13 protein-coding genes and 1 pseudogene are annotated in these 12,156 nt (G+C 69.4%); 10 read left to right on the forward strand and 4 right to left on the reverse strand.

What is annotated here, in order from left to right:
* Positions 1–22 precede the first annotated feature (22 nt).
* Positions 23–574 carry an SMI1/KNR4 family protein gene (locus A6P39_RS04770; protein ID WP_067047192.1) on the forward strand — a complete coding sequence of 184 codons (552 nt, stop codon included), beginning with the start codon at positions 23–25 and terminating at the stop codon, positions 572–574.
* Positions 575–662: 88 nt separating this feature from the next.
* On the opposite strand, the pseudogene A6P39_RS04775 reads toward A6P39_RS04770, so the two are convergent.
* Positions 663–1,245: pseudogene (locus A6P39_RS04775) on the reverse strand (HAD family hydrolase).
* A gap of 88 nt (positions 1,246–1,333) precedes the next feature.
* On the opposite strand from A6P39_RS04775, the gene A6P39_RS04780 reads away from it, so the two are divergent.
* From A6P39_RS04780 to A6P39_RS04815, 8 genes are all read left to right on the forward strand, one after another.
* Positions 1,334–1,774, forward strand: coding sequence for a GNAT family N-acetyltransferase (locus A6P39_RS04780; RefSeq protein ID WP_067047189.1), 441 nt, complete (start codon positions 1,334–1,336; stop codon positions 1,772–1,774).
* Between the two features lie 99 nt (positions 1,775–1,873).
* Positions 1,874–2,851, forward strand: a complete 978-nt coding sequence (locus tag A6P39_RS04785; RefSeq protein WP_159396091.1) for a hypothetical protein — start codon at positions 1,874–1,876, stop codon at positions 2,849–2,851.
* A 646-nt stretch (positions 2,852–3,497) separates the two neighbouring features.
* Complete coding sequence (locus A6P39_RS04790; RefSeq protein WP_159396090.1) at positions 3,498–3,734, forward strand: hypothetical protein; 237 nt, start codon at positions 3,498–3,500, stop codon at positions 3,732–3,734.
* A gap of 128 nt (positions 3,735–3,862) precedes the next feature.
* Complete coding sequence (locus tag A6P39_RS04795; protein ID WP_159396089.1) at positions 3,863–4,024, forward strand: hypothetical protein; 162 nt, start codon at positions 3,863–3,865, stop codon at positions 4,022–4,024.
* Positions 4,025–4,150: 126 nt separating this feature from the next.
* A complete protein-coding gene (locus A6P39_RS04800) occupies positions 4,151–5,038 on the forward strand; it encodes an acetaldehyde dehydrogenase (acetylating) (RefSeq protein WP_067047185.1) in 888 nt (295 codons plus the stop codon).
* A 2-nt stretch (positions 5,039–5,040) separates the two neighbouring features.
* Positions 5,041–6,081: a 4-hydroxy-2-oxovalerate aldolase gene (dmpG, locus tag A6P39_RS04805; protein ID WP_067047181.1), complete on the forward strand. Its 1,041-nt coding sequence runs from the start codon at positions 5,041–5,043 to the stop codon at positions 6,079–6,081.
* 103 nt (positions 6,082–6,184) lie between these two features.
* Positions 6,185–7,159 carry a class I SAM-dependent methyltransferase gene (locus tag A6P39_RS04810; protein WP_067047178.1) on the forward strand — a complete coding sequence of 325 codons (975 nt, stop codon included), beginning with the start codon at positions 6,185–6,187 and terminating at the stop codon, positions 7,157–7,159.
* Complete coding sequence (locus A6P39_RS04815; RefSeq protein WP_159396088.1) at positions 7,156–8,022, forward strand: 2-keto-4-pentenoate hydratase; 867 nt, start codon at positions 7,156–7,158, stop codon at positions 8,020–8,022. Before A6P39_RS04810 ends, A6P39_RS04815 begins: the two co-directional genes overlap by 4 nt.
* A 527-nt stretch (positions 8,023–8,549) precedes the next feature.
* Here A6P39_RS04815 and A6P39_RS04820 read toward each other — a convergent pair.
* Both A6P39_RS04820 and A6P39_RS04825 read right to left on the reverse strand, forming a co-directional pair.
* Positions 8,550–9,596, reverse strand: a complete 1,047-nt coding sequence (locus A6P39_RS04820) for a hypothetical protein (RefSeq protein ID WP_067047175.1) — start codon at positions 9,594–9,596, stop codon at positions 8,550–8,552.
* A 365-nt stretch (positions 9,597–9,961) separates the two neighbouring features.
* A complete protein-coding gene (locus tag A6P39_RS04825) occupies positions 9,962–10,861 on the reverse strand; it encodes a helix-turn-helix domain-containing protein (RefSeq protein ID WP_067047172.1) in 900 nt (299 codons plus the stop codon).
* A gap of 149 nt (positions 10,862–11,010) precedes the next feature.
* Between A6P39_RS04825 and A6P39_RS04830 the strand changes: the two genes are divergently transcribed.
* Positions 11,011–11,391 (forward strand): YybH family protein, encoded by a 381-nt coding sequence (locus A6P39_RS04830; protein ID WP_067047169.1) that lies wholly within the window; start codon positions 11,011–11,013, stop codon positions 11,389–11,391.
* 123 nt (positions 11,392–11,514) lie between these two features.
* On the opposite strand, the gene A6P39_RS04835 is transcribed toward A6P39_RS04830, so the two are convergent.
* On the reverse strand, positions 11,515–12,018 hold the full coding sequence (locus tag A6P39_RS04835) for an NUDIX hydrolase (protein ID WP_443052819.1): 504 nt from the start codon (positions 12,016–12,018) through the stop codon (positions 11,515–11,517).
* Positions 12,019–12,156 lie beyond the last annotated feature (138 nt).

Raw genomic sequence — 12,156 nt, forward strand, 5'->3', positions numbered from 1 at the left:
GGGAGCACGTCAAAGTCGCTGGATGGCGAGTTGGGACGAGGACGGCGTACGCGCACGGATACGGGAGATGGCAGCCCAGGACCCGGGGTGGGAGCGCTTCGGGGCGGACACGCACCGGTACGAGCTGGCGCCTCGGTTGCCGGAGGCGGAGATCCGGGCATTCGAGGAGTCCCACGGCATCGGTCTGCCGATGGAGTACCGATCCTTCGTCGCAGAGGTGGGCAATGGTCCCGCCGGTCCGTGCCACGGATTGATGCCGTTGACCGTCCCCCGTCCGGAGGCCGACGAGGAGTGGGCCGTGGACGGCGCGTGGGAGGAAGACCGACTGCCGGGCCGACTCGCCGAGCCGTTCCCTCTCAGCGAACCCCTGCCCGGTCGGATCAGCGCACCGGCCGAGGCACTGACCCCGGGCACGCTCATGCTGGCCGAACGGGGCTGCGGCATGTTCATCCGGCTGATCCTCAACGGCCCCCGTGCCGGCGAGGTCTGGCAGATCGATCCGGACTGGGGCGGCTTCGTACCGGTTAGCCCCGATTTTCGTGCCTGGTACACCGATTGGCTGGAGAGCCCGTAATCGCGCGTCACGCCGTCCGGACCGGACACCATGATCACACCAGCCACACCGAGGCCATCATGGTGATGCCCCGTGCCGGCGGACAGGTTCAGGCCACGGCGTCGACGAAGGATCCGGACGCGAAGGCCAGGATGTGCGGGACTGCCTGGCGCAAGCTCTCGAAGTGGCGGTGCACGCCCTGCACCGGGGCAGCGGCGTTCACACCCCACACCGTCATACCGGCACGCAGTCCGGACTGCACTCCGGACGGGGCATCCTCAATGACCAGGCACTCTCCCGGCTCGGCACCCAGTCGCGCAGCGGCCCGCAGATACGGAACGGGAGAGGGCTTGCCCTCCTCAACAGCGGCCGCATCGACGATCAGACCCGGCACCGGTAGGCCCGTCCGCAGGAAACGGGGCCGCGTAGAGGCCGGACCGGACGTCCTCGTCCTCCAGTTCGTGCAGCCTGGCCAGGAACTCGTGCGGATCGTAGCGCGCGGCGACCTGCGCGAACGTTTCGGTGGGCCTGGTCCGCAGGGCCACCCTGTAGACCTCGTCCGGGTCCAGTCCGTAGTGCTCCGCCCACGCTCGCCATACCTGGCGCTGGTTGTCCAGGGCGTCGATCAACGTGCCGTCGACATCGAACAGGACGTACCTCCTCCGGCCGGGCTGCCCAGATTCGCTCATCACACATTGATCATGCCAGACGCCGGGCAACCGATTGGTGGCGCGGCAGAAGGGAGTTGACGTCCGAGGCGTACTCGGGTCTGCTACTGCGATGTCTGATCTTCACTTCCGGCAGCCCGACGATGACGCCACGCTCAGGGACTGGCAATATGTCCACAACGAGATCATTCCTGCGCACGTCCTGTCCATGGACGAGATACGGGAACGCGCACAGCGCTACCACCTCGAGGTTGCGTACCTCGATGACGTCCTCGTGGGCTGCAGCACCGTGCGCCCTCCCACGGACGACACGTTGACGGCCACGGTGATCGCCCGCGTCCTCGCTCCTCACCGTGGGCAGGGGTTCGGCGAGGAACTCTATGCGCGCGGGCTCACCCAGGCACGGGAGTTGGGCGCGAAGGTGATCGAAACGGTGGTCCTGTCCTGCAACGAGGACGGATTGCGGTTCGCATGCAAGCACGGGTTCGCCGAGATCGACCGGTACCTGCTGCCGGGAGAATCCATTCCTTGGATCGATCTGCGCCTTGCCTGACCCGAGTCGCTGGGGGGACTGGTTGCTCTGGGCGTGGCACGGGCCGGGCGCCTGAAAAGCGTTCGTCGTTCGTCGTCCTCGGAGCTAGCCTCGCTGATCATGGGAGCGCGAGCGCAATACGTGGTGGTCGAGAACGGCGCCTGGCAGCGGTACTACTCGCACTGGGCCGCCAACCGGGTGGTCGACGATCTGCTGCCCGGTCCGGTCGCGGCGACACGCTGCTTCCGCGCGAACCGGGAGATCGACGAATGGCTCGACGACGTGTGGTGCGAGGGCGCCGCGCTCGTCGACCACGACCGCCGGGTCCTCCTCTGGTTCGCCTTCGCGGACAGCTGGGCCGACCACATCGCCGCCCGCGTCGTACTGGCCCGGACATGGCCCGGCTGGGACGTTCGCTTCGCACACGACGGGATGGGTGATCTGACCCACCACCTGGGCCTCGGCAGAGACCTGACCCGTGCGCCGGGCTGGTTCGAGACCTTCGAGCCTTCCGGCTTCGCGGACACCGAGTACACCGATCCCTGCTCCGTCGCCTCCCTGCGCCTGCCCGACGGAAGCGTTCGCGCGTGGGGCAGCGGCTGGGAGCCCATCGAGCACCTCGCTGCCGGCCCCGGCCTGATCGACCTGCTCGTTGCGTCGCCGGCCACCCCTGCGCTCACCGACATGCCGCACGGCGGCGTCCATTTCGACCCGCAGGCCCGCACCGTATCGCTCTGGGCGGTTCAGACCGTGGCCGGCATACACGACTGGCCGTTGCCGCGCTGGGAGAACTGGGTCCTGGACTTCCGCAGCGACGACCACACCCAGCAGGCCGGGCTGCTCCCCGCAGATTTTCCCTTCCCTCAGCGCCCGCTCACGGCCGCCCTGCGCCGGCTCAGCGACGGCCTCGGCACCCCGCCGCCCGACATCGGCGCGCTCCTTGCCCCCGCCACGGATGTGCCTGGTCCTGAGGGCACCGTCCCCGTGGTCAACCCCGCTGCGCTGACACCGCACGAGCCGGGCGATCCCACCCCGGCCGAACTGGCCGCGCTGCGTGCGGCGCTCGATGAGCTGATCGTAGGCGCGGAGGCTGACTGACCACCACCTCGGCCGGAACCCGGCGCATCGGGTACCGGGCCGCAAGGGGGGGCTCGCCGTCAACGTGCTGGGCCCGGCCATCGCGGTCATCGTCCAGGCACCGCTTGGCCGACCCGGATAATGACGAACGAACGGAATCCGGAAATCCGGGTTCGCACGGCCCCGAAGCCTCCCCCGCGGGAAGCAATCGCCGTGCCCCAAACCCGTGAAGAGCAATCCTTTGATTTCCCGAAGTGTCCGCAGGGCCAGATGTAGGAGCCGGGCAGCACGCGAGAGTCGACCTTGACGCGCGTGAATCCGCCACCTACCGTAAGGGAAGCCATTGATCACTTGGCGTACATGCGCTGACCAGCGTGTCCGCTATGGGTTTACCGTACCGTTTTGCTGCAATGTGACATGACGAGGGGGCAGCGCTGAATGCGTATCGGTTGTCTTGAATTTCTGATTGTTCGCAGAACGTCGACCTGATTCCAACCCCTACGCTCCTGAGCTGGTCGGCATTGCCCTGCGCCAAGAGCGTTGCCCGCTGTTTCTCCATGTGCTCGCGGTGACTGGCAAGGGTGAGGTGCTCGAGGTGCGCACGGCATGAATCCGGTAGGCGAAGACGCGCGTCGCTGGTTCACATGCTTCCGGCAGGACGTCGCTCGTGGACGCGCAGCTGGAGGCGGTACGGCCCGCTCCAGGACCGGCCGTACGCCTGCTGCGGCGCCGGCCGGGGGCACGGGTGGGCCGGCGGTCACTCACGTATGCCCTGTGCGACCGGGACCTGCCGCCGCCGCGCCGGGTGTTCGTCGCGCACAGTGCGGCCCCGAGCGGGGGCCGGGAGATCCGCGGCCGGAATACTCCGCCCGTGCCGTCCCCGCCGTCCTCGACGCGGTTCTGACCACGCTCGATGCCGATCTGACCGCGCTGAGCACCCGCACCTTCCAGCCGGCCTCGCCGCTCCACACCCCTGTCCGGAGCTTTCACGAGAACCGACAACCCCGGAGCCCCGGCGGTGCCGATGGCCCCGTGGGCCGGCGAACGGCCGCCGGTTTCAGCCCGGATATCCCCGCCGTCGGCCTCTTCCCGGCCCCGGAGCGACCGCGCCGGATGGCCAGGGCCGGTGCCGAGGACCTCGCGGCGCAGATCCCGGCCGACCGGACGGACGCCATGTCCTCCGGGACCCGTTGACCCCCTTCCCCCACACCTCTTCTCGGCGAGGGCGCCGAGCCTCTTCCCATTTCCTCCCTCTTATCCAGCCTATTTCCAGTGATTGCTGCAGCCGTCCGGCTGTGCCTCAAAAGAAAGGCAGGCGGAATGCGTACGCAGACGAGTCCGGACTCGGATCCGCTCCGCGTCGGGATTATCGGAACCGGAAACATAGGAACGGACCTCCTGCTCAAGGTTCTCCGTTCTCCCGCGCTGCGGTGCGACATGTTCGCCGGCCGACGTGCGGAGTCTCCGGGTATCGAATTGGCCAAGTCCCGCGGTGTGCCCACGAGTGCGGACGGTATCGACGCGATCGTCGCCTTGGCGGACCAACTTGATGTCGTCATGGATGCGACCTCCGCGAACGACGCGGTACGTCACTGGTCGCTGATCGAACCCCTCGGGCTGAAATTCATCGACCTCACCCCGGCAAACCAGGGCAAGTTCTGCGTACCGGCACTGAATCTCGAGGAATGCCTGGACGAGCAGTACGTCGGCATGGTCACCTGCGGCGGTCAGGCTGCGGTCCCCATGGCCTCCTGCCTCGACCAGGCGTCCGAGGGCCTGTCCTATCTGGAAATCGTCACGGCCAGTTCATCGCGCAGCGTCGGCCCGGCCTCGCGGGCGAACCTGGACGAATATGTGCTCACCACGCAGACGGCCACCCGCCGGTTCTGCGATGTCGAGGACACCAAGACGATCCTCATCATCAATCCCGCCGACCCGCCGATCGTCATGCGCAACTCCATCACGGTGAACGCGTCCGAACAGGTCGACATGCACGTCCTGCGCGCGGCGGTCGACACCATGGAGAAGACGATCCGGTCCTACGTTCCCGGGTACCGCGTCGTCGTTCCCCCGGTACGCGCTTCCGGCCGCATCATGATCACGGTGGAAGTGGAGGGCCGCGGCGACTGGTTGCCGCCCTCCGCCGGCAACCTGGACATCATCACGTGCGCGGCCGTCGCCGTCGCCGAGGCCCGAGCGGAGAGGTGAACATGACTACGACAGCCACGTCCCGTCTGTCGATCTGCGACACGACGCTCAGGGACGGCAATCACGCGGTGGCCCATCAGCTCGGTCACGCCGACATCCGCGCCTATGCCAGGGCGGCCGAGGCGGCTGGGGCGGACGTGGTGGAGGTCGGGCACGGCAACGGACTGGGGGCCTCCTCCATCCAGGTCGGGCTGGCCGCGCTGAGCGACACGGAGATGCTCACCGTTGCCAAGGCCGAACTGCGCGGGGCGCGGCTCGGCGCGCTGTCCATTCCCGGCTTCGCGAGCGTCGAGAAGCACCTCAAGCCCGCGCTGGACTGCGGGGTCGACGAGGTCCGGGTGGGTGCGCACTGCACCGAGGCGGATGTCACCCAGCAGCAGATCGGGATGCTGCGGGCCATGGGCGTCACGGTCAAGGGGATGCTCCTGATGAGCCACATGGCACCCGCGGACAAGCTCCTCGAACAGGCCAGGCTCATGCAGGGCTACGGCGCCGAGGCGGTCATCCTCATGGATTCCGCGGGCGCCTACACCCCGAAGGACGTCAAGGAGAAGGTCAGCACCCTCGTCGAACACCTCGACATCGAGATCGGTTTCCACGCCCACAACAACCTCGGCCTGTCGGTGATGAACAGCCTCACCGCCGTCGAGTCCGGCGCCACCATCATCGACGTGACGGCGCGCGGCTTCGGTGCCGGAGCGGGCAACGCGCCGCTCGAACTGCTGGCCGCGAACCTGCACGTCCAGGAGATCGCGTCCCGGGTACGGCTCTTCGAGGCGCTGGACGCGGCGGATCTCGCCGAGGAGATGTTCGTCAAGCACGTGCCGACCAACGACAGCATCACCATCGCCAGCGGAATCGCCGGCGTGTTCTCCGGGTTCGCCGCCCCGGTGCGCCGGGCCGCCGAGCGCTTCCAGGTGGATCCGCGGGAAATCCTCATGGAACTCGGCCGCAGGCGCGTGGTGGCCGGCCAGGAGGACGCCATCATCGAGGTCGCGATGGCCCTGGCTGCCTCGGGCGGGCCGCAGTCGGACCCCATGTGAGAAGCCGCGGGCCGTCCGGCGGCAGTCCTCGTGAACTGCCGCCGGACGGCCTTGAGTTGTGCCCGGTGTTTTCAACTGCACGTGTGTACACAGGAGGCCGAGAATGAATCACCAGTCCGCCGCCGAAGTCGCGGCGGTCGCCGCGCTGTTGCAGATCGGTGCCGAACTCCGTATCGATCACGTCCTGGATTCGGCGGACGCTTTCAGCGTCGCCGAACTGGCCGGGGTGGCGAATGTCCCCGAGGGCGGGGCCGCGGAATTCGTGCGCGCCCTCGCCGCCGCCGGCCTGGTGGCCGAGACGGAGACCGCGGGCCGGTTCCGGGTGTCCGAGGACTACGCGCAGTGGAAGCACGCCGCCGGCTATCTGTCCTGGTCGCTGAACGCGAACCGGCCGTTCATCGAACATGCGCGGGAGTTCCTCACCGACCGGGAGGCCACGGCGCGCCTCCACCAGCGCGACGGGCGGCGGGTCGCCGTCAGCTCGCGCTGGATCGGCGAGCCCACCTTCTACCCGGCCGTCATCGACCGGGTACAGGCCGCCGGCGCCAGGCGCGTCGCCGACCTGGGAGCGGGCGCCGCCGGACTGCTCATCAAACTCCTCCAGCAGGAGCCGCAGCGCACCGGCCTGGCCCTCGACATCAGCGCCGCGGCCTGTGCCGCTGCCCGCGAGGCTGCTGACCGGGCCGGCGTCGGCGACCGGCTGGAGGTGGTGGAACGGCCCATCGAGTCACTGCTGGAGGACTCCGGCGTGCTCGAGGGCGCGGACGCCATCGTCGCCTGCTTCGTCATGCACGACATCGTCCGGGACGACACGCTGTCCGGCGGCGTGCTGCGCACTTGCCGCTCCGCGCTCGCCCCCGGCGGCCGGCTGCTGGTCGCCGACGCCGTCTCCTACGCGCAGGACGAGCGGGAGCGCAAGTTCAGCGCCCTCTTCACCTATCTGCACGCGAACTTCATGGACGTACCGCTGCCCAGCGAGAAGGAATGGGAGGACAAGTTCCACGCCGCAGGCTTCTCGCAGGTGGAGACCGTCACCGAGATCCTGCCCGGCGCACGCGTCTTCGTGGCGGCCAAGTGACCCGCGCACAGGAGACGTCGAGCGAGACCAGGGCCCGGGTCGGGGTCTTCCGGTACGCGCCGCCGGAGCCGACCGCGCTCCATCGCGAGCTGGCCGGGGAGCTGTGGACCGCGGGCCGTGACCTTCGGCCCGTGCCGCCGCTCTCCGTCCGTCACCCGGACCTCACACTGGCCGACGCCTACGCCGTCCAGCACCTGGTCAAGGCGCGGGAAGTGGCCGACGGCGCCACGATCGTGGGCTGCAAGATCGGCGCCACGAGCAAAGCCATCCAGCAGATGTTCGACATCGACCACCCCGACTCCGGCTTCCTGACCGACCGGATGATCCTGGCGGACAAGACCCGCCTGGACGTGAGCCGGTTCATCAGCCCCAAGGTCGAGGGCGAGATCGCTTTCCGGATCGGTGAGGACCTGGCCGGCGCCGACGTGACGGCGCAGGACGTGCTGGACGCGTCCGCCGAGGTGTATCCCGTGCTGGAGGTGCTGGACAGCCGGTTCAGAAACTGGCGGATCAAACTGGTCGACACCGTCGCCGACAACGCGTCCACGGCCGGGGCCGTGCTGGGCGCCCCCGCCCCGCACCAGGGGGTCGACCTGGCCGCGGAGTGGATGACGTTCGAAGCGGGCGGGCAGGTCCAGCGCGCTCAGGGCTCGGCCGTGATGGGCCACCCTGCGGAGTCCGTCGCCTGTCTGGTGCGCATCCTCTCCGCCCAGCAGGAAGGCATCCGGGCCGGGGAGATCGTTCTCGCCGGTTCCTGGGCCGGTGCTGTGGACCTCGTGCCGGGCACCGTGGTCAGCGCGTCGTTCCCCTCTCTGGGTTCCGTCTCGCTGACCGTGGACGGGCCGGACACGGCCGCAGACTGAGCGGGCCCGGCGCGCCGCGCCCCGGGTGCAGCAGGGCGCGGGTGCGCAGGTCCGTCCGGATGCGGTCGGCGGTCGCCCGCAGTTCGGGGCGGCAGGTACCGCACACGGTCCGCCACAAAGCGGCGGGCCGCGTGCGTGGCCGCGTTCACCGCGGCCACCGCCCGGCCCGCCCGGTCACGCACGGGCACGGCGAACGCCCGCGGCCCCGGCTTCCGTTCATCGTCCGCCGGCGCATACCCCCGTCGTGGACACCGCAGGCGAGGAGCCACTGCTCGAGGTCGCCGAGGTCCGGGCCAAGCAGCAATCGGTCCGAGGGACGTCGCCGCAGCCGGGCAGCCGCGTACTGACGGTGACGTCCACGGTCACCACCAGGCCCGTGCCCGCCCACGCCGTGTACTGGATCTCGGAGCCGCCCCGAGCTGCTCGGCGACGTACGCCACAGACGAACCCGGCGCCCCGGCCGGCCGGGATGCAGCACGAAAGCAGCGCTGCTCCGTCCCGCACGGCGTGTGGGCGGAGGCCCCGCGTCAGCGGCCGTGCAGCACGTCGTCGCAGATCGGCGTCTCGCGGGCGAAGTCGGCAGCGTGGAAGCCCGGCAGGTGGGTGAGGAAAGGCGCGTCGTCGCCGGGGTCGAAATCGGGTTCGAGCTGGCAGGTCGCGACATCGACGACATCGCTCCTGTGCACCACCACGATCCCACCGCCCGGGCGCAGCAGGGTCTCCTCCACCATGTCGCTGTCGATGACGTACGCGATGAACGCGACCCGGCCGTGCTCGCGGCGCAGCACCGGATCGTACGAGGAACGGTGACCGGGTTCCGCGGTGACCACCGCCCCGTCGCTGTCCCGCATGCCGGCGGGCTCACTGCTGAGGGTCACGACCTCGGCGGGCAGCCACATGCGGTCGTTGGTCACCAGATAGGCCCAGAAGAGCAGCAGGACGGCCGGGGCCACGAGGAAGAACTCCGGCTTGTACAGCCGCAGTACGTTGTCGGACAACCCGGCAGCGGCGTTGACGCAGCGGCGTAATGTGTCACGCCCGCGCGCGGCGACCCTGGTGCGCGTGCTCTGCTGTGCGTCGTCCTCGGCAGCGGTGCGCCACAGCCGGTCGGACGTTCGCTGCAGGATCTGGAAGCCGCCGAGAAGGACCAGATAGACGCCGACCGTCCAGCCGACCGCCCGGGCCAGATCAACGGGTCCGGCACTGGGGCTGGTGATGTCGAGCAGCTGCTCCGGATAGAGGCAGCCGACCGAGGCAAGGAAGATCAACGCCAGCAACCCGAAGCCGGAGGATCCCCAGCGCCTGCCGACGCGAGCGTCCTGGCCGGCCGGCCCGGCGGGAGCACGTCCGTGCCTGATACGTGGCCAGAAGACCCGGCTGAACACATAGACCGTGGTGGTCACGCCGAACAGACCGATGAACCGGGCGAAGGTGCCGAGCACCAGTGATCGCAGATCGAGAGTCTGAATCAGCGTCAGGATCGTTCCGCTGTCGCCTTGCGCCATCAGGTAGACCCGCATGACGGCGATCGCGGTCGGCACGAGTCCGAGGAAGAAGATCAGGTGTTCCCGCACGACCCCCGTCGGCGGCTCCGCTCGGGCGTCATGAGTGGCCGTCTGCGCCTGAGGTGGAGGCCCCTCCCCCGCGCCGTTCGACGTACGTTGGTGTGGCATAGGCCCCCGTGTCATGGCGCCCCCCTGGCTCCCATGGCTACCTCGTGCTCTACCGCGGATCAGGCTAACGGGTCGCGCTGTGCCGCACCCTCGGTATCCCCGATGGGGGTTGTTGAAAACGGTTCTGACCGCGTTTCCGTGAAGCCGCGGGCCAGTGGTTGGTACGCGGGATCGTTCCGCCGGCGTCTGCTTGGCCATGGCGGGTGCCGAAACCGCAGTCGGCCGGCCGGTTGATGGGCTGACGCCGTGCTGCCCGGTCTCCTGGCTCAGCGCCGGCGGGTGCGGAAGCCGCCGGGGGTGTCGCCGGTTTCGCGGGTGAAGAACTTCCCGAAGTTGGCGGGTTCGGAGAATCCGAGCACCCGGCCGATCGCGGCGACGGGCAGGTCGGTGTGCACGAGCAGGCGCTGCGCCTCCAGGGCGGCGCGGGCGTCGATGAGTTCTTTGGCGGTGCGGCCGGTGGCGGCTTGGCAGGCCCGGGTCAGAGTGCGTGGTGAGTAGCCGAGTTGGGCGGCGTACTTCTGCACGGAGCGGGTGGCGGCGAAGGAGCGCTCCAGCTCGTACCGGAAGGCACGGAAGACCTCGCCGCCGGCCATCGCCGAGGCGGCACGGTCCGAATGGGGCAGCCGGGCCAGGCGCAGCAACAGCATGCCGAGGAGCTGGCGCAGCAGTGGGACGGTGAGGTCGGCGTCCGTGTCCTCCCGGCGGTCCTCCAGGGTGTGGTACTCGGCCGTGATCTCGGCCAGGGTCCGGTCGAGAACCTGGTGGTCGCCCGGGGACAGCGTCCAGCCGGCCGGCCCGAAGCCGTCGAGGAGGGACGCGAGCTGAGGCAGGCGCGGTGGGAAGGCGGCGGTGAACAGCACCAGCACGGCATCCAGTTCGGCCAGGCGGCCCTCCGCATCGGTCGGGAACCGCTGGACCTGCCCGGGCCGCAGATGCAGCAGTCTGCCCGGTGCGCAGGGCTGGGGGACGAAATCGACCATCATGGTTGCCTCACCGCCCCGTACGAGGAGCAGTTGGTGGAAGTCCGGCCGGCTCGCGGTGCGGGTGACCGCCCTTTTCATGCGGCGGCGCAGGACGTCGAACGTCAGGACCTCGATGCCCAGCCGCGGGCGGTCGGGATTGTGGTAGGCGATGTCGATGACGTCGCGTTGTCCAACTTTGACCATGGTGGGTCCCGACTCTACCTCGTCGCGGGAGCGCCTTGACGGGGATCGTGGAGGCATCGCCGCGTGCTGCCGGTCCGCGTCCCCGGGACCCGCGGCGCGTTCGTACATCCCTGTCCCAACGGGCACACACCAGGTAAGGACCCACCACTGTGAAGACTGCGATCACCGACCCCGCACTGCTGCCCGGCGCGTTCGAGGATGCCCTGAACGGCGGTGACGTCGAGGGCGTGCTGGCGCTGTTCGCCCCTGGCGCCACCATGCGCACGCCGACCGGCGAGGTCATCACCGGTCACGAGGCGCTGCGCCGGGAGATCAGCGGGACCGTCGCCGCCCGTGGACGGCTCACCAACATCCCCCGGCACACCCTGGTCGGCGCCGAAGCCGCGCTGCTGGTCACCGACTGGACCCTCGAAGTCACCGCCCCCGACGGCCAGCGTGTCGCCCCGACCGGCACCACCGCCAATGTCGCGTGCCGAGGCGTCGACGGCTGCTGGCGGTTCGCCGTGCTCAATCCGCTCGGCACGGCCTGAGCGACGGCCTGAGCGCGAAACGTACCGGACTCCACCGGCCCGACGGTGGTCCGTCCCGCCGGCAGCGGCCGGACGGACCACCGGGGCTCCGCGGCACCGCTGGGACTGCCGGGTACCGCAAGGTCAGGACTGCGCAGCCCGGAACGCGAGATACCGGCTGAAGGCTTCGTGGCTGTCGGGGGTGAAGCGCCACTCCAGCAGGGCCGACCGCAGCTCCGGCTCCGTCAGCCAGCCATGCCAGGCGACCTCATCGGGATCGGGGACCACGGCGTCCGGCACCACGGCTTCGTGCACGCCGAGCCAGTGAGGGCTCAAACCGCTGCGGTTGATGAACGTGAACAGCAAGCGCGGCAGCACACGAGTGCCCAGCTCTTCAGCCAGCTCCCGCGCAGCGGCCTGTTCATAGGACTCACCGACATCCACCGCGCCACCGACCAGGACCTCGTAGAACCCGGGGAAGCGCGACAGCCGCTCCGACCGCCGGTGGACGAGGATCCGGCCACGCTCATCACGACACACCGTCACGGCGACCCGGTGCAGCCAACCCTCCCGGATGGCCTGCCGGCGGCTGACCACCACCCCCAGCACACGATCTTGATCGTCGACACGCTCCACCAGTTCATCCACGACGCACACCCTGGCAGAGCCCACTGACAACGCCGCTTCACGGCGACTCGTGGAGGGCGTCCCGAGAGCACCTGCACCAAGAGGTCGGACGCGGATGACGACAGCTTGTGCCAATCTCCCCGGAAACGTCGGGGTGTT

Source organism: Streptomyces sp. FXJ1.172 (assembly GCF_001636945.3).
Classification (GTDB): Bacteria; Actinomycetota; Actinomycetes; order Streptomycetales; family Streptomycetaceae; genus Streptomyces.